Raw genomic sequence first — 21,772 nt, 5'->3', positions numbered from 1 at the left:
CGTGTCAGCCACGGCGCATGACGTCGACGAATCGCCGGAAAAAGGCTCGCGCGTCGAGCGGTCCAGGCGATGCTTCGGGATGGAACTGCACCGATTCCACGGGAAGCGTGCGGTGCCGGAGGCCTTCGTTCGATCCGTCGTTGAGATTGACCATCGTCTCTTCGACGTCGGGCGGCAGCGTGCTTGCGTCAACCGCATAGCCGTGGTTCTGCGCAGTGATCATGACCTCACCGCTGCGCACGTCTTGCACCGGCTGATTGGCGCCGCGGTGACCGTACTTCATCTTGTAGGTGCGCGCACCGAGCGCAAGGGCGATGAGCTGATGACCGAGGCAGATGCCGAACGTCGGCAGATCACGACGCTCGATCGCCGCGCGCAGCGTTGTGACGACGCCGGTCAATTCGGTTGGATCGCCCGGCCCGTTGCTGACGAGCAATCCGTCGGGCCGAAGCGCGAGCACGTCCGCGAGTGACGCGGTGAACGGCATGTCGAACACCTCGACGCCTTCGGCTGCCGTGAGGGCCGCGATGTTCTCTTTGGATCCGCAGTTCAAGAGCGCGACCCGCAACGGACCCGCACCGCGCCCCGCGGTCTGCGGGGGCGACACCGCGCGCACGAGTTCGGGCGTGCCAAGCGCTTTGGCGCGGTAGCGGTCGAGCGCCGCCGGCGCCGCCGCGATCGCGTGTTCCCCGACGGCGAGTATCGCGCGCATCGTGCCTTCTTCTCGAAGCCGCGTCACGAGCGCGCGCGTATCGATGCCTTCGATCGCGCGCACATTTGATTCTTCAAGCCAGTCCGGCAGCGAGCTGGAACTGCGCCAGTGACTGGGATGTCGCGTGATGCGCTTGCAGATCGCACCTGACGCCACGATGCGATGATGCTGGCGCACGGACGGATCGATGCCGTAGTTGCCGATGAGCGGATAGCAGAACACGAGCAGCTGGCCGTTGTACGACGGATCGGTGAGTGCTTCTTCGTAGCCGGTCATGCCGGTGAAAAACACCGCTTCGCCCTCAGCCAAGCCGTCGGGACCGATACCGGTGCCGTCGAAGCGCGCGCCGTCTTCCAAAATCAGCATCGCCGGCCGGCTCACGCTACGATCTCCCCGCCGACCACTGCGAGCGCGGGCCGAACGGTGAATCTCTTCCCCGCGAACGGCGTGATCCGACCGAGCGACTTGAAGCGCTCCGGTTCGACCGTCCACGGCCTGTCAAGATAGAGACCGGTGATGTCAGCCGGAGCGCCCACCTTGAGCGTGCCCCCGGGCACGCCGAGCAACGCCGCGACGTTGGTCGAAAAATTCGCTACCATGGTCGCGAGCGCGACGTCGGGCAATGCGTGAAACGTTGCGCCGACGGCCGTTTCGAGCCCGCTGAAGCCGGCGCAGGCATGGCTGAGCGGCGGCTCCTTCTCTGCGGCCGCGTGCGGTGCATGGTCCGACGCGAAGATCGTGATGATGCCGTCGGCGACGGCGCGGCGCAGCGCTGCCGTGTCGGCTGCCGTGCGCAGCGGCGGGTTGACGCGCATACGTGCGTCGTAGCCGAGCAGCGAATCGTCGGTGCAGAGCAGATGATGCGGCGTCACTTCCGCAGTGAGACGCGCGCCTTGGTCGCGCGCCCAGCGGACGACGTCGATGGTCTGCGCCGCGCTCACGTGGCACAAGTGCCAGGCTTTCCCCGTGGCTCGCGCGACGAGAGCGTCGCGCGCGGCGATTGCCGTCTCCGCGATCGACGGCGATCCGGCCACGCCGAGCAGATCCGAAATGGCGCCCTCGTGCATGAGGCTGTCGCTGAACGAGCTGTCTTCGCAGTGGGAGAGAAAAGGCTGCGACAGATCGGCGATCGAGAGGGCGGCATTGTACAGCGCTTTCAGCGACGCCGTGCTCGAACCGTCGTCCGAGAAAGCGACGGCGCCCGCATCCGCCATCGAACGCAGTTCTGCGATCGACGTTCCGTTGCGGCCGCGCGTGACCGCGCCGATGACGTATGTCCGCACTCGGCCGGCGGCCGCCGCGTCGCGCGCGACGCGCCGCACTGCAGCAGCGTCATCGATCGCGGGCCGCGTGTTCGGCATGGCCGCGACCGCAGTGAATCCGCCGGCGGCCGCGGCCGACAAGCCGGACGCCAGCGTCTCTTTGTGTGCATCGCCGGGCTCGCGCAAGTGCACGTGGGGATCGATAAAGCCCGGGCAGAGGATCATACCCGCACAATCCACCCGCTCGACTTCGGGATCCGCTGCTGCCGGCGCGTCGTCGAGCAATGCGGCGATGACCCCGTTGCGCACCACGATCGTCCGCACGGCATCAAGGTCGAGTGTCGGATCCACGACGCGTGCTCCCACGAAATCGCGGTTGGCAGAGCGCTTCACGACTGGCCGCCGATGCAAGCTTCGAGCACGGCCATCCGCATGAACGTGCCGTTCTCCACTTGTCGTTCGATGCGGCTTCGCGCATCGGTCACGAGCGACGCAGCGATTTCGACCCCGCGATTCACGGGCCCGGGGTGCATGATGATCGCGTGTGCCGGCAGCAGCGCATAGCGCTTGGCGTCTAGGCCGAAGCCGCCGGAGAGATCCGATGATGGTGCGGAACCGGCAGCGTCGATGCGTTCTTTTTGCACGCGCAGCAGCATGATCGCGTCGCTATGCGGCAACTCTGCGTCGAGGTCGCTCGCAGCCGCCGCGAAGCCCCACGCCGGGCGGTCCGGCGGCAATGAGGATGGCGGGCCGCACAGCGTCACTTGTGCCCCGAGCAGCGAAGCAGCGCGCCCTGACGACCGTGCGACTCGACTGTGCTTGATGTCACCGCTTATCGTCAGCCGCCGTCCGTCCAGCGTTCCGAATTCTTGCTGCAGCGTCAGGGCATCGAGCAAACCCTGCGTCGGGTGCGCGTGACAGCCATCGCCCGCGTTGATGATCGAGCCGCCGAAATGGGGTGCGAGTGAGTGCGGAAAACCGCTCTCGCTATGCCGGACGACGATCGCATCCGCGCCGATCGCCCGCACCGTCCGCATGGTATCTTCCAACGACTCGCCTTTGCCGAGCGACGATGCTCCCGTGTTGAAATCGAGCCAGTGCGCGCCGAGGCGAAAAGCGGCTGCCGCAAAAGAGAGCGCCGTACGCGTGCTCGCTTCGAAGAACATCCCGATCACGATGCGTCCGTGAAGGAGACGGGCAGCGCTTGGCACGCCGCGTTTGAATTCCGCCGCGCGCGCGACGAACCGCTCGATCGTCGAACGGTCGGCACCGTCGAGATCGAGGAGGTGTCGGCTACGGGTCATGCGCGCTCGCAGATGACGATGCGGTCGGATTCGTCGGGTTCGGGCCTCAGGTGCACGACGATTCGCTCGGCGCGCGACGTGGGAACGAAGCGGCCGATGTAGTCGGCTTGGATCGGCAGGTCGCGGATCCCGCGGTCGGCCATGACGCATAGCCGGATCGCATCGGGCCGCCCTCTGTCGATCAGGGCGTCGAGCGCAGCGCGCACGGTACGCCCGGTGAAGAGAACGTCGTCGACGAGGACGACCTCCCGGCCATTGACGTCGGCATGTATGTCGCTGTCCGGGAGATCGGGGCGCGCGGCATCATCTCGATAGAGGTTGATATTGAGAAAACCGGCTGCGACGGTGATGCCCGTCCGCTTTTTGATCTCGGCCACGATCCGTCGCGTGAGATTCTCCCCGCCGCGCCGGATGCCGACGAGCACGAGCCGGTCGCTCGCTCCGTTGGGCTCTAGGATCTGATGCGTGAGCCGCTCGACCGTGCGCTGAACGGCAGGAGCCGCGAGAACGACGAGCTTCTCGCGCATCGCCGCTTCTGTTCGCGTTTCCACGGTCGGTTTGTGGCCCTTTCCGTCATGAAATGTCAGAGTCGTCGAACTTTTTCATTCGCTTCCCGCGCAGGCGCCGCCTGCCCGATCCCCGCGGAATCAAAGAGCCGCGAGACGCTCGGCGGCATTCGTCCGCGCGCTTCGCAGCGCGTCGAGCCGCGTGCGCTCTTTGTCGACGACGTCAGGCGGTGCCTTTGCGACGAAGCCGGACGAAGCGAGCTTGCGTTCTATCGCGGCGATCTCAGTCTCCGATTTCTCGATCTCCTTCGCTAAGGCAACGCGTTCGCGTTCGACGAACGCATTATCAACCGGCAAGAAGACATTTGCGCCGCCATATCGCCGGGTGAGCGCCGATCGCGGCGGCGAGTCGAAACGCAGCCGCCCGATACGAGCGAGCCGTTCGAGCACGCCGTGCTGCTCCTGCAAGAGGGCGGCCAGTGAAGGCTCCGCCTCGGTCACATGGATGTCGCTCAATTCGCGATAGGGCATCTTCGGAATCGCGCGAAGCGCGAGCACGGTCTCCACGAACCCGAGCACGCGCATCATCGCGGCCGACGCATCGGCGTCGCGCCAAGCGTTTGCGTCGTCGGGCCACGCGCTGCGGCCGATGAATTCACGGTCGTGGCTGAGTCTCTGCCAGAGCTCCTCGGTGACGAACGGCATCAAAGGATGGAGCAGCTGAAGCGACGTCCGCAGCACGTGCCCGAGCACGGCGGCGCGTGATTCTGCCTTGTCTTTGGCGATTTCGATGTAGACATCGCAGACGGTGTTCCAAACAAACGCGTAGAGCGACTCCGCGGCCTGTGAAAAATCGAAGATCTCAAGCGCTTCGGTGACGCGGGCGGTGACGTTCGCAAGGCCGTCGAGCACGGCGCGATCGGCCAGCGTCAGCGCCTCTTTCGCCGGCAACGCGAGGACCGGCTGGTCCGCCCCCAGTTCGGGGAACCGCTGCAGTGCGAATCGGACCGCCTGCCAGAGCTTATTGCAGAAACGGCGTGCATCGTCGCATTTGGCGACGGAAAAGCGGACGTCTTGAGCCGAATGCATGTGCGAGACGATGCCGAAGCGCGTGGCATCGGCGCCGAAGTCGCGCACGAGATCCATGGGATCGAGCGAGTTGCCCAGCGACTTGCTCATCTTGCGTCCCTGCTCGTCCATGATCAGCGGCGTCACGAACACCGTGGCGAACGGCTCGCGCCCGAGAAAATGCAGTCCCATCATCACCATGCGCGCGACCCAAAGGAACAGGATCTCGCGCGCGGTCAAGAGGACTTGCGTCGGGTACCATGCCGCCAACTCTTTAGTCTTGTCCGGCCATCCCAGGATGGAGAACGGCCAGAGCGCGCTTGAGAACCACGTGTCGAGCGTGTCATCGTCCTGTCGAAGTTCGAGCCGGCCGCACGTCGTGCACTTCGGCGGCGCGGTTTCGCCCACGTTGGCGTGGTCTTCCGAGCAGTACCAGACAGGCAAGCGGTGCCCTATCCAGAGCTGACGCGAGATGTTCCAGTCACGGATCTTCTCGAGCCATTCGATGTAGCTCCGGCCGAATCGCTCCTGCGGAAAGCGGACGCGGCCCGAGCGCGACGCCTCAAGCGCGGCAGCGGCGAGCGACTGCATGCGCAGGAACCATTGCAGCGAAAGAAGCGGCTCGATCGGTGTGTCGCAGCGGTAACAGAGACCGACGCTTGTCTCGTGCGGATCGAGCCCGACCAGCACGCCGCGTTCGCGCAGACGCTCGACCGCGAGCTCGCGCGCTTCGAAGCGGTCCATGCCGGCGAATTCCGGCTCGACCGGACCTGCAAGTCTACCGTCCGTGCCGATGACAGACGGCGAGCCTAACCGATGCCGCTCGCCGATCTCGTAGTCGGTCTGGTCGTGCGCCGGCGTTATCTTGAGCGCGCCGGTGCCAAACCCGGGCTCGACCGCCGGATCAGCGATCACGGGTATCGGACCCGGTGAGAGCGGCCGGGTGACGGTTGTGCCGATCAGGTGCTTGTAGCGGTCGTCGTCCGGATGGACCGCCACCGCGACGTCGGCGAAGATGGTTTCCGGCCGCGTCGTCGCGATCACGATTCCGTCGCCGCCGTCGGCGCCGGCATAGCGCACGCGGTATAGCGTTCCGGGCCGATCCTCATGCTCGACTTCGGAGTCTGACAGCGTCGAGCCGCAACGCGGACACCAGTTGACCAGACGCGTTCCGCGGTAGATCAAACCCTCTTCGTACAGCGAGATGAAGACCCGGACGACGGCGCGGCTCAACCCTTCGTCGAGCGTGAAGCGATCGCGCTGCCAGTCTGGTCCGAAGCCCAGCGCGCGGAACTGTTGGTAGAGGATGTTGCCGTACTCGACCCGCCAGCGCCAAAAATACTCCACGAAGCGTTCGCGCCCGAGATCGAAGCGCGTCATGCCTTGCTTCGCAAGTTCGCGCTCGAGCACGTTCTGGGTCGCGATCGCGGCATGGTCTTGACCCGGGAGCCAGACGGCATTGTAACCGCGCATCGTGTGATAGCGCGTCAGGATATCCATCGGGGTGTACGTCGAGCCGTGGCCCATGTGAGCTCGGCCGGTGACGTTGGGCGGCGGCATGGCGATGACGAACGGCGGCTTGCTCGTGTCGGGCTCGACGTGGAAAAGTCCCGCTTCTTCCCAGCGTCGGTACCACGCGGACTCGATAGCCTGCGGATCGTACTTTTCGAGCATGGGTTCTGAAGTGCGCGTCACGCTCGATTCGTTCGGGCGTTCAGGCGCGCACCCTGCCCGTTCAAACTCAGCCGCGTCCGACGGCGGGCGCGCTTTTGTGGCGCGCCGGCGCCTTCAATCATCTTCTGCGCAAAGGGCCGCGAACGTCGGCATGTCCACGTTGCCGCCGCTGACGATAAGTCCGATCCGCGCGCACTTCTTCGGCAGACGGCGATACATGGCTGCGGCGATGACCGTCGCGCCGGCCGGTTCGGTGACGACTTTCAAGTGCGTGGCGGCAAATCGCATCGCGCTACGGATCTCTTTATCGCTGACCAAGACGATGCCGTCGGCCCGCTCGCGCGCGATCTCCCAGGTCAATTGACCGGGCATGGTCACCCGCACGCCCTCCGCGATCGTGTTCGGCGGCGCGATCTCAACGCGCCGCCCCTCGCGCCATGAGAGCCACCAATCATTGCCTGCTTCGGGCTCCACGCCGTAGACCGCGCAGTTCGGCTGCAGACCCTTGACCGCCGTTGCAGTGCCGGCAAGCAGTCCGCCTCCGCCGACGGGTGTGACCACGGCGTCGAGATCGAGCACATCCTGACACAGTTCAAGCGCCGCCGTCCCCTGTCCGGCGATCACGTCGAGGTGATCGTACGGCGGTATCAATGCCGCGCCGCTTTTTTCAACGATCGCCGCGGCGATCGACTCTCGATTCTCGGTCGCCTGGTCGTAGGTGACGACACGCGCGCCGTATGCTCGCGTCGCATCGAGCTTCACCTTTGACGCGTCGGCGGGCATGACGATCGTCGCATCGATGCCGAGGAGTTGCGCCGCCAGCGCAACGCCTTGCGCGTGATTTCCCGACGAGAACGCGACGACGCCGCGCTTTTTCTCCCCAGCGCTCAGCTGGGCGATTGCGTTGTACGCGCCGCGTATCTTGAATGCGCCCACGCTTTGGAAATTCTCGCATTTCACGAACACGGCAGCGCCCGCGGCCGCATCGAGAGCAGGCGACGAGAGCACGCTCGTCCGCCAGGCGACGCCGTTCAGGCGTTGCGCTGCGTCCATGACGTCGGAAAATGTGGGCCGAAGGGTCATCGGACGCGGCTTGGGCGCCCGTGCTACGTGAGTCCTTTAGCCTACAACACAACCATTGTCGGATTTGCCAGGACAGTTGGAACCATAATTGGGACTAGGTGCCGAAAGGCGCGCTGCCGTCAGCCACGCGAATTTGATCCAGATATATCGCCGCGGTCTTCGACTCGCCGGCGCGTCGCGTTATCCCATCATGCCGTCATCCGAGGAGGCCACCGATGATACGTTTCCTTCGTCCGGTCGCGCTTTTGGCGTTGCCCGTTCTCTTAGCGGCTTGCGGCAGTCATGGCGTCTCGAGCGCATTGCCGCAGCCCGGTAACGCCGGCGCGGCCGGCGTGCAAGGCTACAATATGATGTCGAACGTACGCGAGAACTGCGGCCCCGTGGCTCCAGGCTTCGCGCGCTGTTTCTCGCTGCTGCGCACGAACGCGATGAATGGCGCAGAGCCGGACTTCACGTCTTACGGCCCTCCGGATTTGCAATCGGCGTACAAACTGTCAAGCTCGACGCTCGGGGCCGGGCAGACGGTCGCCATCGTCGACGCCTTCGATGATTCGACCGCACAGGCCGACCTCAGCAAGTACCGATCGTTCTACGGACTCCCGGCTTGCACGGGCACCGGGAAGTGCTTCCAAAAACTCAACCAGCAAGGCAAACCCGGCCCGTACCCAACGAGGCAGGATTGGGCCGTAGAAATCTCACTCGACGTGGATATGGTCTCGGCGATCTGCCCCAAATGCCACATCATTCTCATGGAAGCGAACGACAATTCGTTCGCCAATCTCGCGGCGACCGTCGATGAAGCATTCAAGCTCAAGGCGAATGCGATCAGCAATAGCTACGGCGGCGGCGAGTACAGCGGCGAGACGACCGACCAGAAACACTACAACCATCCGGGTGCCATGATCACGGCGAGCTCGGGCGATAACGGCTACGGCGTGCAGTTCCCGGCAGCTTCGCAGTACGTCACCGCGGTCGGCGGAACGACGCTCACGCATTCCACGAACAAGCGCGGCTGGGCGGAAGTCGTCTGGTCCGGCGCGGGCAGCGGATGCAGCGCATTCGTCACGAAGCCGACGTGGCAAAAGGACACCGGCTGCTCCCGGCGCACGGTCGCCGATGTCTCAGCCGACGCCGATCCGAACCCCGGCGTGGTAATCGTCTACCGAGGCGGCTTCTACAGTGTCGGCGGTACAAGTGTTGCGAGCCCGATCATCGCCTCGGTCTACGCGCTCGAGGGGAATGCCGCGACGTTGAACTACGGCTCGGAGAGCTACAGCCATCTCAACGCGCTCTTCGACATCACGAAGGGCAGCAACGGAAGCTGCTCGCCGGCGTACCTCTGTCATGGCGAAAAAGGCTACGACGGACCGACCGGAAACGGAACTCCGGACGGCGACGAGGCGTTCTAGCACACTCGCGGCCGAGACAGGTGAGATAGGGCGGGCCAAGGCTCGCCCTATTTTCATGGTGCGAATGGGCCGGGACCGAAAATTAGGACCCTGCTTATAGAGGCGCGCCGCGGACGGGTCGGCAAAGTCCGAGCGCAGACATCGCCGATCGCATCGCCGTGAGATCTGTGTGTCGTATATTTGCAACGATCGAGGAGGCCCTGGATGAATCGATTCCTTCGGCCGGTCGCGCTTTTGGCGCTCCCGGTTCTTTTGGCGGCTTGCGGTCATGGTGCGACGAGCGCCATTCCGCAGATGCACGCGCCCGGTAGCGGGGCTCAAGCCATCGCCGATACCGGCAGTCCCGGCAACGTGCGGGAGAACTGCGGACCCGTGGACCCGGGATACGCGCGCTGCATGTCGATGACGCGCACGGACATCGGATTCCAACCGGATATGACGTTCACCGCATACGTGCCGTCACAGCTCCAAGCCGCGTACAATCTTCCGTCGAAGACTGCGGGAACTGGGCAGACGGTCGCGATCGTGGATGCGTTCGACGATCCCACTGCAGAAAGCGATCTTGCGAAGTACCGCAAGACGTTCAACGAGACGGTTTGCTCGACCGCGAACGGCTGCTTCCGGAAACTGAACCAGCTCGGTCAGCCTGGTCCGTATCCGCCGGTCAACGCGGGCTGGGACATCGAGATCTCCCTCGACGTGGACATGGTTTCGGCGATCTGCCCGAAATGCCACATCATCCTGATGGAATCCAATGATAACTCGTTTGCGAACTTGGCGGCAACCGTCGACGAAGCCGCGAAGCTGAAGGCGACCGAGATCAGCAATAGCTACGGCGGCGGCGAGTACAGCGGCGAACAGACCGATCAAAGCCACTACAAGCACAAGGGCATCATGATCACCGTCAGTTCGGGTGACGGCGCATTCGGTTCGGGACCCCAATTCCCGGCAGCGTCGCAATACGTCACTGCGGTCGGCGGCACGTCGCTCCACAAAGCGACCAATGCGCGCAAATGGACGGAAGTGGTGTGGCCGGGAGCGGGAAGCGGCTGCAGCGCGTTCATCACAAAGCCGACGTGGCAGAAGGACACCGGCTGTTCGCGGCGCACGATCGCCGACGTCTCGGCGCAAGCCGATCCGAATCCTGGCGTGGTGATCGTGTACCACAACACGTTCACAGCCGAAGGCGGCACGAGCGTCGCAAGCCCGATCATCGCGTCGGTCTACGCACTCGCCGGCAACGGCGCCACGCTCACCTACGGCTCGGAGAGCTATAAGGTGGCATCGACCAATCTGTACGATATCACCAAGGGCAACAACGGATCGTGTTCACCCGCGTATCTGTGCACCGGTGAAATCGGCTACGACGGGCCGACCGGAAACGGAACTCCGCACGGAGTCGGCGCGTTCTGATCGGTGCTCTGCCAGACGAAGGGGCCGGCTTACGCCGGCCCCTTTCTTCTATTCCGCGGCCGCGACGTCGCCGGCGATGCCATGATATACGATGGGCCGACTTAGCGTCGGCCCCTTCGGGGTAAAGCCGAAGCAAGAGGCTAAGCGGGGACGTCCTTCGTGGCAGGGCCGGGGATGAGCACCGGTTGCTGTTGGCCGTCGATCACTTCTTTATTGATGACGCACTTCTTGACGTTCGTCAGCGACGGCAGATCGTACATCACGTCCAGCATCACTTCTTCTATGATCGAACGCAACCCGCGCGCTCCGGTCTTGCGCGTCTGAGCGCGCTGAGCGATCGCCGCGAGCGCTTCTTTTGTGAAGCTCAGCTCGATGCCGTCCATCGCGAATATCTTCTGGTACTGGCGGACAAGAGCGTTGCGCGGTTCGGTGAGAATACGGCGCAGCGCTAGGTCGTCCAGCGGATCCAACGTCACCATGATCGGCAGACGACCGATGAACTCGGGGATCAGGCCGAACTTGAGCAGATCTTCGGGCATCATCTGCTGCAGCAGCCGGCCAGTCCGTTTCTCGGACTTGCTTTCGGGGACGGCCCGGAAGCCCAAGCTCTGATCCGATACTCTGCTGTCGACGATGCGCTCGAGGCCGTCAAAAGCGCCGCCGCAGATGAACAAGACGTTCGTGGTGTCTATCTGTATGAACTCTTGATGCGGATGCTTGCGCCCGCCTTGAGGCGGCACGTTCGCGGTCGTGCCTTCTAAGATCTTGAGCAGCGCCTGCTGCACGCCCTCGCCTGATACGTCGCGCGTGATGGATGGGTTTTCGCTCTTGCGCGCGATCTTGTCGATCTCGTCGATGTAGACGATGCCCTTTTCCGCGCGCTTGACGTCGTAGTCCGCGGCTTGAATGAGCTTCAGAAGAATATTCTCGACGTCTTCGCCGACGTAGCCCGCTTCGGTCAACGACGTGGCATCGGCCATGGCGAGCGGCACGTCCAAGATCTTCGCGAGCGTCTGCGCAAGGTACGTCTTGCCGGATCCGGTCGGGCCGACGAGCAGAATATTGCTCTTGTGCAGTTCGACGTCGTCCGAGCCGCTTTGCGTGGAGTTCACCCGTTTGTAGTGATTATAGACGGCGACCGCTAGGCTCTTCTTCGCCCGGTCCTGGCCGATCACGTACTGATTGAGGATGTGGTTGATCTCTTTCGGCTTGGGAATATTCCGCAGCCGAAGATTCTCATCGACGTTTTTGTAGAGCTCTTCCTCGATGATCTCGTTGCAGAGCTCTATGCACTCGTCGCAGATGTACACGCCGGGGCCCGCGATGAGCTTGCGCACTTGCTCCTGCGACTTGCCGCAGAAGCTGCACTTGAGCTGACCTTTTTCGTCCCCGAACCGAAACAACGCCGCCTCGCTTCCCTAGGTGGCCGTGGGCTTCGACGTTAGGGTCTCGCGCGACTGCCGGCTCATGACCGAATCCACGAGGCCGTAGTCCACTGCTTCCTCGGCGGTCAAGTGGTAATCTCGCTCCATATCGCGTTCGATTCGGTCGATCGGCTGCCCCGTGGTAGCCACATAGATCTCCGCTAATCGGCGTCGGGTGGCGGTGAGATCACGTGCATATATCTCTATATCCGTCGCCTGGCCGCCGATCTGCGAGATCCATGGCTGGTGGATGAGGACCTTCGAGTTTGGAAGCGCGGCGCGCTTGCCTTTGGTGCCGCCCGTCAGCAGGATGGAAGCCGCGCTTGCCGCCATGCCGGCGACGAGCGTGGCCACATCGGGTTTGACGAGCTGCATCGCGTCGTAGATGGCAAGGCCGGCGGTCACACTCCCGCCGGGACTATTGATGTACATCTCGATATCTTTATCGGCATCTTCTTTTTCGAGGAATAGAAGTTGTGCGATGATGAGATTGGCGAGGCTATCGTCGATCTGGGAGCCGACGAATATGATCCGCTCCTTCAGCAGCCGTGAGTAGATATCGAAGGCTCGTTCGCCGCGCGCCGTCTGCTCGACGACCATCGGCACCAGATGTCCCATTTCTCAGCGTCTCCTATCGTCCCGCCATGGCGGCCGGGGCGTCGACGATCGTAGCTTGCGCGACCAGATGATCGATGGTCTTCTGCTTGCGCACGGAATCGATAAGCGGCCCGAAGCCGGTGTTCTTGCGGATCATTTGCAGTAGCGAATCGCGCGACAGGCCATACGAACGCGCGAGCTGCGCAAGCTCGGCCTCGAGATCGCTCGTCGTCACTTCGATCGCTTCCGCTTTTGCGATCTCTTCGAGCAGCAGCGAAGTTCGCACGCGGCGTTCGGCCTCTACCTTATACTCCGTGCGCAAGCCCTCTTCGTCGACTTCCTTGGCTGCCAAGTATTCTTCCCACGGCCGGCCGATGCGCTGCATGTAGCCCTTCGCATCCGCGACGAGACTGTCGATCTCATTGTTCACGAGGACGGCGGGAAGCGGGAAGTCGTGCATCGCGACGAGGCGATCGAGCAGCGAGCGCTGGACCTGTTCGCGAGCGCGTGCCTCGGCGGCCGCGAGCAGCCGTTTGCGGATGTCCTCGCGCAAAGCGTCGAGCGTCTGCGCATCCGAGACCGCCGCGACAAAATTATCGTCCAGCTCGGGAAGCACCGGCGTCTGAAGCGCGCGGATGGAGACCTCGAAGGTCGCTTCCTTGCCCCGCAGGTGTTCGGCATGATAGTCGGGCGGAAAGCTCACTGTGACCGAGCGCTTTTCGCCGGGCCGCGCGCCGATCAGTTGTTCCATGAATCCTGGAACGAACTTTTCCGGCGCCACTTCTGTCGTGTGGTCCTTTGCCGAGCCGCCATTGAATGGTTCGCCGTCGATCGAGCCTTCGTAGTCGAGCGTCACGACGTCGCCGTTGGCGACACCCCGGTCCAAGACTGGTTGAAGTTGAGAGGCGCGGCGACGCAACGCCTGCAGGCTGCGCTCCACCTCGTCGTCGGTGACCGCGATCGCCGGCCGCTCGACTGTGATGCCTTTGTGATCGGCGAGCGCGATCTCCGGCCGCACTGCCACCACCGCCTTGATGCGCAGACTCTTGCCTTCGTCGACCTTTTCAAGATCGAAGTGCGGATGCTCCACCGGCACGAGGTTGTGCTCTTTGAGCGCTCGCGTGTAGGCATCGGGCACGACATCCTCGACCGCCTGATGCTCGATCGTCTCCGCGCCGATGTGACGCTCGAATATTCCGCGCGGGATCTTTCCCGGGCGGAATCCCGGCACGCGATAGTTCTTCAGGAGCTTCTGAAACGCGCGCTGGCGCGCAGCGTCGAAATCCGTTTCGGATACCGCGATATCGAGTTCGACGATCGTGGGTTCGAGTTTGCGAAGCGTAGCGCTCACGAAAAGTGCGGACCAACCTCCGAAGATGCGGGCAGGCGGCCTTCGTGCGCTTTTGCAGGCTATCCTGGCATATGAAACGCGGCCGTTGTCATGACGGATCGCGAGTGAAACGTTTCGGTGCTGGAGCGGAAGACGAGATTCGAACTCGCGACCCTCGCCTTGGCAAGGCGATGCTCTACCACTGAGCTACTTCCGCGCGTCGCGCGGAAACGTCGGCTTTCGCCGACGTTTTCTGACCGGTTTGCAGGTTAGGCGAGCGAGGAGGATTTCCTTGCGGGGAATGATTCCGCGAAGTAGGAATCCACGGCTCATGACGGATACCGCGCTAGTCGCGACGGTGCTGATAGTGGGCGGCGTCATCTTTCTTTCGACGTTTCTCTGGATCACCGTCGTGCGAGTTCGAGAGATAGGACCGCCGGCGCCCCCGCATTCGCATTGACGTCGTCATGACTGCTGGGCACGAAAGGACTCGAACCTTCACGGGTCGCCCCACCGGAACCTAAATCCGGCGCGTCTGCCAATTTCGCCACGTGCCCAAACAAAAAGAAGCCGCGGTTAGTGCCGCAAGACCGCTGGCGGACCGGTCTTATCTCCGCTGTCGGCGACGCTCTTGAGCAACATCACGTCCTTTGGAAAATAGACGATCGTCTGGTGACCGGACGCACAGGTCAGCTCGAAGCTCGAATTTTGAAAGTTGAAACCGGGCGTCGCGACGGCGCTGCCGTCCGGGTTTACCGCATCCGACGTCTCGCCTTCGCCTGCTAAGCGGATGTGGCATTCCAATCCCGTGCAGTCGATGTCGCGTCGGTAGCGGAGCCGCAGACCCCGCACTATTCGGTTTCCGCTGCGCGCCGGACTTGCAGCAGATTGCGGACGGATCCGTCGGGCGACATCTGGCGCGCGAGCATATCGGCGTGCCGCCATTCCTCATCGTCTTCGACGAGACCATGCAGCAAGAGCGTGGAGCCGAACGCGTCCACCCAAATCGCGCGCTGGCTGAGTGAGACGTGCGCTGCGAACGCGGACTTCAAGCGCTCGGTCGGGCTGTCGCTCCACGGCATGCGGATCGCCTGCAGCAGCGCAGTGCTCATGTCTGCGATCGAATCGAACAGGTCTGGATAGGCCGCGGCCCAATTCGCCATTCGCTCGCGGGCGAGATCGATCAGCTGCGCGCTGCGCTCGCGGACGCGTACCGTCAGTGCGAAACGTGCCGAAGGTGGGGAAGCGATGACGCCCGCGGCAGCGCCCAGAGCGAACGCGCCGAGCAGTCCGAGTCCTCTACGATCCATGACGATTGCGCGTTTTCGCGGGCGGGGCGGGAGTCCTTCCGCCTCCGACGGCCGACGCGTGATGTGATGCGGGTCGAACCGTTTGTGCGATGGTGCGTCGTGAGGGAATCGAACCCCCAACCAACAGATTAAGAGTCTGCTGCTCTACCAATTGAGCTAACGACGCATGCGCGAAAGATTATATCGAAATCAGGTCGCCATGACAAGTGAATGTGCCCCGCCCGAGATTCGAACTCGGAACCACCCGGTTAAAAGCCGGATGCTCTACCGTTGAGCTAACGGGGCTCGACGAGGCGATCGCCGTGAGGGCAGCAGCAAGCGCGTGGGGTGAGTGAGGGGAGTTGAACCCCCTACCTCCGGTGCCACAGACCGGCGCTCTAACCAAATGAGCTACACTCACCGCGTATGCGCCGTTTCGGCGCGCCGCGCGAGACGCCCTACAGTCCGGCCGGATGCCATGTCGTCTTGATCTCGAGAAAATCGACGACATGATATGGGTTGCGCATCTGCGCGACCGATCGATCGGCTGCGCCGTAGCCCGCGACTCGCTTCACGTTCGCGCTGGCTGCGATGTCCAATTCCCGGCGCTCTTGCGACGCGCAGTCCCAAAGGCCGAGTGCGTTGACGTCCATGTGCGCAGCGAGATGCGGTGCGGTCGCAGATCGCCTGCCGGTCAGTATGTTGAGGACGCCCGCGGGAAAATCGGACGTCGCGGCCGATTCAGCCAGCGCGACCGCGCCGAACGGGTCGGCGTCTGACGCTAGGCATACCACCGCGTTACCGCCGCAGAGCGGTGGTACGACCGCGGCGATCAGCCCCGCGATGCCGCGCGCGTTGGGAGCGACGACGCCGACAACACCCGTAGACTCGGGCGTGCTGACATTGAAATGCGGGCCGCTCACCGGGTTTTTTGTCGAAAAGATCTGCTCGATTTTGTCACTGAGACCGGCGTACCAGCACGTCGCGTCGATCGCCTCGTCTACATCCTTCTCAGAGACGCGCGCGGTCAATCCGGCCGCGCGGCATGCGTCGATCAACTGAGCCCGGCGCGATTCCATCATCTCAGCCAACCGGTAGAGGATCTGCCCGCGATTGTAAGCGCTGCGGTCGCGCCAGGCTGGCCATGCACCGCGCGCCGCCCGAACGGCATCCCGCACGTCCTTGCGGCTCGCGAGCGCGACATTGACGGATTCATCAGCGCCCCGAACGGCGATCGTTCGACCCGACTCCGAGCGCACGAACGCGCCGGCGATGTAGAGCTTGAGCGTCTTGCGGACAGCGACGCGCGACGTCATGGTCTCGCCTCGATATAGGGAAGCAGACCGTGTATCCCGCCTTCGCGCCCGAAGCCGCTCTCGCGATAGCCCCCGAACGGTGACGACGGGTCGAACTTGTTGAACGTGTTCGACCAGACCACGCCCGCCCGCAGCTGCGACGCGATCTTGAAGTTCTTGCTCCCCTTGTCCGTCCACACGCCTGCGGAAAGTCCGTACGGGGTGTTGTTCGCCTTCTCCACCGCTTCGTCGGGCGTGCGGAATGTCAGCACGGAGAGCACTGGGCCGAAAATCTCCTCCTGCGCGATGCGGTGCGACATCGAGACGCCGGTGAAAAACGTGGGCCGATACCAGAAGCCGCGCGCCGGCAAGTCGCATTCTGTCTGAAAGCGCGAGCAGCCGTCGTCGTCTCCTGATCGCACGAGCTCTTCGATCTTCGAGAGCTGAGCGGCGGAATTGATCGCGCCGATGTCGGTGTTCTTGTCGAGCGGATCACCGACGCGCAGCGTCTGCATTCGCCGGTGGAGCAATTCGGCCACGACATCGTGGACGGATTCTTGTACGAGCAGGCGCGATCCAGCGCAGCAGACGTGGCCTTGGTTGAAAAATATGCCGTTGACGATACCCTCGACTGCTTGTTCGAGCGGCGCGTCATCGAAGACGATGTTCGCCGCTTTGCCCCCGAGTTCGAGCGTGAGCCGCTTGCCTGTGCCCGCGCACGCGCGGGCGATCTCTTTGCCCACTTCCGTCGAGCCGGTGAACGCCACTTTGTCCACGCCGCGATGGCCCGCGAGCGCCGCGCCCGTGGCGCCCGCACCGGTGATGATGTTCACGACGCCCGGTGGAAGATCGGCTTGCTCGATGATCTCCGCCAGTCTGAGCGCCGTGAGCGGCGTGGTCTCCGCGGGTTTGAGCACGACGGTGTTGCCGCACGCCAGCGCCGGCGCGATCTTCCATGCGGCCATGAGCAGCGGAAAATTCCACGGGATGATCTGGGCGGCGACGCCGAGCGGCCTCGGATTTGTGTTTGGAAACGCCCACTCGAGTTTATCCGCCCAGCCGGCATAATAGAAGAAATGCTGCGCGGCAAGGGGCACGTCAAAATCGCGCGCCTCTTTGATCGGCTTGCCGCCGTCGACTGATTCCAAGACGGCGAGTTCGCGACTGCGTTCTGCGATAGCACGGGCGATGCGGAAGAGGTATTTTGCACGATGCGCGGGCGGGCAGCGTCGCCAGTATTTCTCGTATGCCGTTCGAGCGGCGGCAACCGCGCGATCGACATCGGCCGCGTCCGCCTGAGCGACTTCGGCGAGCGTCTCTTCGGTCGCGGGATTGATGGTGGCGAAGTGGCGGCCGCTTTTGGGCTTCTGCCATCGCCCGCCGACGAAGAGCTCGTAGCGGGGCTTAATCGCAAGGTAATCGCGCGCTTCCGGGGCCGGTGCATATTCCCACGCGTCGAGGCGCGCGAGGTCCGAAGGCGCGGTCATCGCAAGCCTGCCATTCGCCGGACGGATCGCCGTTTTGGTCTTCCTCGCTTGCGTCAAGTCTTGCGGCCTCTAGTCTTTTGTGAAGTATTCATCTGATTGATACGCGCCCGTGCGTTCCTTCCAAAGCTGCATGAGGATGTCGTTGAGCAAAGAACTGGCGCCGATGCGAAACCACGCCGGAGAGAGCCAGTCGTCGCCGCATGTCTCCTTGACGATCACCAGATATTGCAGCGCCTGCTTTGCCGTGCGGATGCCGCCCGCGACTTTCACGCCGACGCGCCGGCCGGTGCGCCGCTCGAAGTCGCGCGCCGCGTGCAGCATGACGAGCGCCACCGGCAGCGTCGCGGCCGGTGCGATTTTGCCGGTGGACGTCTTGATGAAGTCCGCGCCAGCTTCCATCGCCAGCTCGGAAGCCCGTCTGACGTTGTCGTAGGTCCCGAGTTCGCCAGTTTCGAGAATGACCTTGAGCGCCGCGGGCCCGCACGCGCGTTTCACGTCTTCGATCTCGCTGCGGACGTCGCGATAGCGGCCGGCATGAAATGCGCCGCGGTCGATCACCATGTCGATCTCGTCGGCGCCGTCGGCGACCGCTTCTTTCGTCTCTTCGAGCTTGACCGCGATGCTGGATTGCCCCGATGGGAAGGCGGTCGCGACGGAAGCCACCTTGACCTCTGCGCCTTGCAAAGCTTTTTTCGCTGTGCCGACGAGTGATGGGTAGACGCAGACGGCTGCGACGTGCGGCAGCGAGAGATCCCGCGCGTCCGGCGTCAGGGCCTTGCGGCAGAGCTGTGCGACGCGTCCTGGCGTGTCCTTGCCCTCGAGCGTCGTGAGGTCGATGCAGCCGATCGCAATGCGCAGACCTTGGATCTTCGCATGCTTTTTGATGCTTCGCTTGGCCAGGTCCGCGGCGCGTTCTTCGAGGCCGACGGCATCAACGGTCATCATGCCGGTGTTATTTCGCCCGTCATTGTGCCACAAGTTCCGCGATCGCCGACTCGAAGACGCGCGTGTGCTCGTCGACGTCGTCGGCGGTCGTGGCGGGCGACATCAAGGCCATCATATGGAAAGGCGTCAACACGATGCGGCGGTTCAAGGCGTAGAGGTGCATGAAGCGGTCAAGTTCGGCGTCACCGGCCGCTTGTGCTTCTCCGCCATTGCGCGGCGGCGCGGCCCTGAAGAGATATTCTGCACGGCAGCCGAGGCGCGTGACGTGCCACGCAAGGCCCGCCGCCTTGTCGATCGCGTTCTGAACGCCGTCTGCGAATCGCTTGCCGTTCGCGATCATCTGGTCGAAGGCTTGGTCCGTCAGCACGTGTTCGAGCGTGGCGCGCACGGCGGCGAGGGAGAGCGCGTTTGCCGCGAGCGTTCCGCCGATCCCGCCGCTATCGCTCGAGTCGCTCTCGATCAGCGCTTCGATCTTCTGTGCGGCCTCGGGGGTGAAGCCGTAAGCCGCAGCCGGCACGCCGCCTGCGATCGTCTTGCCGATCACGAGGAAGTCGGGATCGAGCGAGTCGGCGCGCGTAGAACCGCCTGGACCCGCGCAGATCGTATGCGTCTCGTCGATGATGAGCAGCGTTCCAGTGCGGCGCGTTATCTCGCGCAGTCCCTGGTGGAAGCCGGGCTGCGGCAAGACGATGCCGACGTTCGTGAGCGCGGGTTCAGCGAGAACGCACGCCACGTCCCCAGGCGCGAGCGCTTTTTCGAGGGCGTCGAGATCGTTGAACTCCACAACTTTGGTTGTCAGGATGGGATCTATAGCCGGCCCGATGTTCCCCGCGCGCGATGCGGGGATGCCTTGTTTGAGTCCGATGAAGCTCTCATCTACGGTGCCGTGATAGCAGCCGTTGAAGACGAGCACGTAAGGTCTCTTCGTGATGGCGCGCGCCAATCGTAACGAGAAACGGTTTGCGTCGGTCGCGGTGAGGCAGAACTGCCAGAACGGAAGCCCGAATCTGCGTGTCAATTCTTCAGCGGCCCAGAGTGCATCTTCCGTCGGAAGCATGAGCGTGATGCCCCGCGCGGCTTGCCGCGCCACCGCGTCGACGACCGCTTTCGGCGAGTGTCCGCTCATCGCGCCGGTGTCGCCGAGGCATAAGTCAAGGTACTCGTGGCCATCGACATCGCGAAAACGCGCGCCGTGCGCCTCTCCGACGAACACCGGGAATCCGCCGGCCCAGCGCACCATCCAGTGCATGGGCACGCCGCTGAGCAGTGACCGTTTCGCGCGTTCGAAGAGCGCGTGCGATTTCGGATGCTCGGCGACGAAGCGCTCTTCTTCTCTCTGCATCAATGCGCGAAGACGCGTTCGATCAATTTCTCGATCGCGTTTCGCTGCCGATGTCGCGGTAGTCGCCAACTCGTCTCCCGGATGTTCCACAGCAAAAATTCGCGCCCACCGTGACTCGAACACGGGACAACCCGCTTAGAAGGCGGGTGCTCTATCCAACTGAGCTATGGGCGCTCGCACAATAACGTTGCCATTGCGTGCTCGGCGAATCCTTCGTCACGTTTTGACGTGCGTCAGTGCAGCCATCGGAAGCGAACCGAAGAAGATGACAATGACAATGGGGAACGCGGCGATGACGCCGGTGGTCAGGACGGCACGACATCCGGCTGCCTGGCCCCCGGCAAGCATTCCACATTGATTCGGGCGCGGTCAGACCAGTCCAGCATAACTTTTGGGATCGGGCGGACACGGATCGAACGTGCGACCTGTGCCTCCCAAAGGCACCGCTCTACCACCTGAGCTACCGCCCGTAACTTGATGATTCAGCGCCGCTCCGAGTCGCTACCTTCCACTTCAGTTGGACGGCTGTCTTTCGACGGTGACAGTTTGCGCACCGCACGACGCATTTCTCTATCTCACGTTTAAAGCGTTCAAGCGAAAAGCGCTTATAGACCCAGACGCTTATTTCGCCTAGCTTTGGCCCGCGCACGTGATCGAACTCCAAAACGACTATGTCACTCTCTCCGCAGTCGACACACGGATGACCCTCCAGGTAACGCCACATCAATTCCCGCTTCGCGGTTCTCTCCTTCAGACCGTTCTCATATCGCCTGCGAAGATGAGTCGTTCGATTTGCCTGGTAGTGAGCTTTACTGTAAGCGCGCTGACACGTGCGACAATATGAGACCGGCAGAAACTCCCCAGCCTGACGCGACGAGAATGCTGACCACGGCTTGATGTGACCGCAATTCGGGCACCGCTTATATTGAATTTCGAGGACGGGCAACCTCAATTGTTTCATGCCCGCTCATCACGCACGAGCGTTCGCTAGTCAATAGTCATGCGGACCGTGAGACAAAATAATTTCGGCGTTAGCCGTTCCGCAACAATTCTCGCATTGCGCGCACCGCTCGACCACGATGCGAGACCGAATCCTTCTTCTCTTCTCCCGCTTGCGCAAACGTCGAACCAAAAGGTGGGTAGACGAAGATCGGGTCATAACCGAATCCAGCATCGCCGGCCGGCGCGCGCGCGATAGACCCCTCGACTTCGCCGCGCGCGAAGAGCGGCGAAAAACCCGGCACGACCAGCGCGCAGACGCAGACGAAGCGCGCTCGGCGAAAAGAATCGCCGAACGCATCACACGCCGCGATGATGTGCGCATTGCGCTCCTGCCATGAGGATTCAGGAGATGGCGAGCGGGCCGACAAAACGCCCGGGCCCCAGCCAAGCGCTTCCACTTCAATGCCGGAATCATCGGCAAGCGCCGGCGCGCCGATACGCTCCGAAAGCGCGACCGCTTTCAGCAGCGCGTTGTCTTCGTAAGTCGCTCCCGTCTCGGCCACCTCAACATACGAAGGACCCGGGGCGGCCAACACAGGCGGCGCAGCGCCCCACAAGCGCAGAAGCTCGCGCAATTTGCCGGCATTCCCGGTCGCGACGGTCACGATGGCGTCGCGATCGAGGAACACC

The 21,772-nt window shown here is 63.2% G+C and carries 19 protein-coding genes and 7 tRNA genes; 3 read left to right on the top strand and 23 right to left on the bottom strand.

Translation table 11 applies throughout. The features are described 5' to 3' along the window. Nucleotides 1–4: 4 nt before the first annotated feature. The 6 genes from carA to VKT51_04505 all read right to left on the bottom strand — a co-directional run bounded on the left by carA (nt 5) and on the right by VKT51_04505 (nt 7,609). Nucleotides 5–1,093 carry a glutamine-hydrolyzing carbamoyl-phosphate synthase small subunit gene (carA, locus tag VKT51_04530; GenBank protein ID HLJ83418.1) on the bottom strand — a complete coding sequence of 363 codons (1,089 nt, stop codon included), beginning with the start codon at nt 1,091–1,093 and terminating at the stop codon, nt 5–7. Then, complete coding sequence (locus VKT51_04525; protein ID HLJ83417.1) at nt 1,090–2,367, bottom strand: dihydroorotase; 1,278 nt, start codon at nt 2,365–2,367, stop codon at nt 1,090–1,092. Before VKT51_04525 ends, carA begins: the two co-directional genes overlap by 4 nt. Then, nucleotides 2,364–3,278, bottom strand: coding sequence for an aspartate carbamoyltransferase catalytic subunit (locus VKT51_04520; GenBank protein HLJ83416.1), 915 nt, complete (start codon nt 3,276–3,278; stop codon nt 2,364–2,366). Before VKT51_04520 ends, VKT51_04525 begins: the two co-directional genes overlap by 4 nt. Next, nucleotides 3,275–3,829 carry a bifunctional pyr operon transcriptional regulator/uracil phosphoribosyltransferase PyrR gene (gene pyrR / locus VKT51_04515; GenBank protein ID HLJ83415.1) on the bottom strand — a complete coding sequence of 185 codons (555 nt, stop codon included), beginning with the start codon at nt 3,827–3,829 and terminating at the stop codon, nt 3,275–3,277. Before pyrR ends, VKT51_04520 begins: the two co-directional genes overlap by 4 nt. A gap of 96 nt (nt 3,830–3,925) precedes the next feature. Then, nucleotides 3,926–6,547, bottom strand: a complete 2,622-nt coding sequence (locus tag VKT51_04510; GenBank protein HLJ83414.1) for a valine--tRNA ligase — start codon at nt 6,545–6,547, stop codon at nt 3,926–3,928. Between the two features lie 93 nt (nt 6,548–6,640). Continuing rightward, the gene (locus tag VKT51_04505; GenBank protein HLJ83413.1) at nt 6,641–7,609 is read right to left on the bottom strand and encodes a pyridoxal-phosphate dependent enzyme; all 969 of its coding nucleotides are present in this window, start codon (nt 7,607–7,609) and stop codon (nt 6,641–6,643) included. Between the two features lie 215 nt (nt 7,610–7,824). Between VKT51_04505 and VKT51_04500 the strand changes: the two genes are divergently transcribed. Continuing rightward, nucleotides 7,825–9,018 (top strand): S53 family peptidase, encoded by a 1,194-nt coding sequence (locus VKT51_04500; protein ID HLJ83412.1) that lies wholly within the window; start codon nt 7,825–7,827, stop codon nt 9,016–9,018. 204 nt (nt 9,019–9,222) lie between these two features. Continuing rightward, nucleotides 9,223–10,431 carry a S53 family peptidase gene (locus VKT51_04495; protein HLJ83411.1) on the top strand — a complete coding sequence of 403 codons (1,209 nt, stop codon included), beginning with the start codon at nt 9,223–9,225 and terminating at the stop codon, nt 10,429–10,431. 140 nt (nt 10,432–10,571) lie between these two features. Here the strand turns inward: VKT51_04495 and clpX are convergent, their stop codons facing one another. The 4 genes from clpX to VKT51_04475 form a co-directional block, all read right to left on the bottom strand. Further along, nucleotides 10,572–11,834: an ATP-dependent Clp protease ATP-binding subunit ClpX gene (clpX, locus tag VKT51_04490; GenBank protein HLJ83410.1), complete on the bottom strand. Its 1,263-nt coding sequence runs from the start codon at nt 11,832–11,834 to the stop codon at nt 10,572–10,574. Nucleotides 11,835–11,849: 15 nt separating this feature from the next. Then, nucleotides 11,850–12,473, bottom strand: a complete 624-nt coding sequence (locus VKT51_04485; protein HLJ83409.1) for an ATP-dependent Clp protease proteolytic subunit — start codon at nt 12,471–12,473, stop codon at nt 11,850–11,852. Between the two features lie 13 nt (nt 12,474–12,486). Then, complete coding sequence (gene tig, locus VKT51_04480) at nt 12,487–13,803, bottom strand: trigger factor (GenBank protein HLJ83408.1); 1,317 nt, start codon at nt 13,801–13,803, stop codon at nt 12,487–12,489. A gap of 121 nt (nt 13,804–13,924) precedes the next feature. Beyond that, nucleotides 13,925–13,999, bottom strand: a tRNA-Gly gene (locus VKT51_04475). A gap of 114 nt (nt 14,000–14,113) precedes the next feature. Here VKT51_04475 and VKT51_04470 point away from each other — a divergent pair. Beyond that, nucleotides 14,114–14,242: a hypothetical protein gene (locus VKT51_04470; protein ID HLJ83407.1), complete on the top strand. Its 129-nt coding sequence runs from the start codon at nt 14,114–14,116 to the stop codon at nt 14,240–14,242. A gap of 15 nt (nt 14,243–14,257) precedes the next feature. Here the strand turns inward: VKT51_04470 and VKT51_04465 are convergent. From VKT51_04465 to VKT51_04405, 13 genes are all read right to left on the bottom strand, one after another. Further along, a tRNA-Leu gene (locus VKT51_04465) sits at nt 14,258–14,339 on the bottom strand. 19 nt (nt 14,340–14,358) lie between these two features. Next, complete coding sequence (locus VKT51_04460) at nt 14,359–14,634, bottom strand: hypothetical protein (protein HLJ83406.1); 276 nt, start codon at nt 14,632–14,634, stop codon at nt 14,359–14,361. Further along, on the bottom strand, nt 14,634–15,092 hold the full coding sequence (locus tag VKT51_04455; GenBank protein ID HLJ83405.1) for a BON domain-containing protein: 459 nt from the start codon (nt 15,090–15,092) through the stop codon (nt 14,634–14,636). Before VKT51_04455 ends, VKT51_04460 begins: the two co-directional genes overlap by 1 nt. Nucleotides 15,093–15,182: 90 nt before the next feature. Continuing rightward, nucleotides 15,183–15,258: transfer RNA gene (locus VKT51_04450), tRNA-Lys, on the bottom strand. 47 nt (nt 15,259–15,305) lie between these two features. Further along, a tRNA-Lys gene (locus VKT51_04445) sits at nt 15,306–15,377 on the bottom strand. 38 nt (nt 15,378–15,415) lie between these two features. Next, nucleotides 15,416–15,492 (bottom strand) — tRNA-His (locus VKT51_04440). 37 nt (nt 15,493–15,529) lie between these two features. Then, entirely contained in the window at nt 15,530–16,387 is an 858-nt protein-coding gene (locus VKT51_04435) for an aldehyde dehydrogenase family protein (protein HLJ83404.1), read from the bottom strand. After that, entirely contained in the window at nt 16,384–17,910 is a 1,527-nt protein-coding gene (locus tag VKT51_04430) for an aldehyde dehydrogenase family protein (GenBank protein ID HLJ83403.1), read from the bottom strand. The genes VKT51_04435 and VKT51_04430 overlap by 4 nt, the downstream gene beginning before the upstream one ends. A gap of 12 nt (nt 17,911–17,922) precedes the next feature. Next, the gene (deoC, locus tag VKT51_04425; protein HLJ83402.1) at nt 17,923–18,795 is read right to left on the bottom strand and encodes a deoxyribose-phosphate aldolase; all 873 of its coding nucleotides are present in this window, start codon (nt 18,793–18,795) and stop codon (nt 17,923–17,925) included. Between the two features lie 22 nt (nt 18,796–18,817). After that, the gene (locus VKT51_04420; protein HLJ83401.1) at nt 18,818–20,230 is read right to left on the bottom strand and encodes an aspartate aminotransferase family protein; all 1,413 of its coding nucleotides are present in this window, start codon (nt 20,228–20,230) and stop codon (nt 18,818–18,820) included. Between the two features lie 10 nt (nt 20,231–20,240). After that, nucleotides 20,241–20,314: transfer RNA gene (locus VKT51_04415), tRNA-Arg, on the bottom strand. A 223-nt stretch (nt 20,315–20,537) separates the two neighbouring features. Continuing rightward, nucleotides 20,538–20,610, bottom strand: a tRNA-Pro gene (locus tag VKT51_04410). Between the two features lie 561 nt (nt 20,611–21,171). Further along, nucleotides 21,172–21,771, bottom strand: coding sequence for a non-canonical purine NTP pyrophosphatase (locus VKT51_04405; GenBank protein ID HLJ83400.1), 600 nt, complete (start codon nt 21,769–21,771; stop codon nt 21,172–21,174). Between the last annotated feature and the right edge of the window lies 1 nt (nt 21,772).

Source organism: Candidatus Eremiobacteraceae bacterium, assembly GCA_035295225.1.
Taxonomy (GTDB): Bacteria; Vulcanimicrobiota; Vulcanimicrobiia; order Eremiobacterales; family Eremiobacteraceae; genus JABCYQ01.
This window is presented reverse-complemented; position numbering and strand designations above follow the sequence as displayed.

What these genes read in the sequence shown, in the direction of transcription:
- deoC (HLJ83402.1), bottom strand. Translation starts at nt 18,795, where the DNA reads ATGACCGTTGATGCCGTCGGCCTCGAAGAACGCGCCGCGGACCTGGCC.
- VKT51_04505 (HLJ83413.1), bottom strand. Translation starts at nt 7,609, where the DNA reads ATGACCCTTCGGCCCACATTTTCCGACGTCATGGACGCAGCGCAACGC.
- VKT51_04495 (HLJ83411.1), top strand. Translation starts at nt 9,223, where the DNA reads ATGAATCGATTCCTTCGGCCGGTCGCGCTTTTGGCGCTCCCGGTTCTT.
- VKT51_04435 (HLJ83404.1), bottom strand. Translation starts at nt 16,387, where the DNA reads ATGACGTCGCGCGTCGCTGTCCGCAAGACGCTCAAGCTCTACATCGCC.
- VKT51_04500 (HLJ83412.1), top strand. Translation starts at nt 7,825, where the DNA reads ATGATACGTTTCCTTCGTCCGGTCGCGCTTTTGGCGTTGCCCGTTCTC.
- VKT51_04520 (HLJ83416.1), bottom strand. Translation starts at nt 3,278, where the DNA reads ATGACCCGTAGCCGACACCTCCTCGATCTCGACGGTGCCGACCGTTCG.
- VKT51_04470 (HLJ83407.1), top strand. Translation starts at nt 14,114, where the DNA reads ATGACGGATACCGCGCTAGTCGCGACGGTGCTGATAGTGGGCGGCGTC.
- VKT51_04455 (HLJ83405.1), bottom strand. Translation starts at nt 15,092, where the DNA reads ATGGATCGTAGAGGACTCGGACTGCTCGGCGCGTTCGCTCTGGGCGCT.
- VKT51_04485 (HLJ83409.1), bottom strand. Translation starts at nt 12,473, where the DNA reads ATGGGACATCTGGTGCCGATGGTCGTCGAGCAGACGGCGCGCGGCGAA.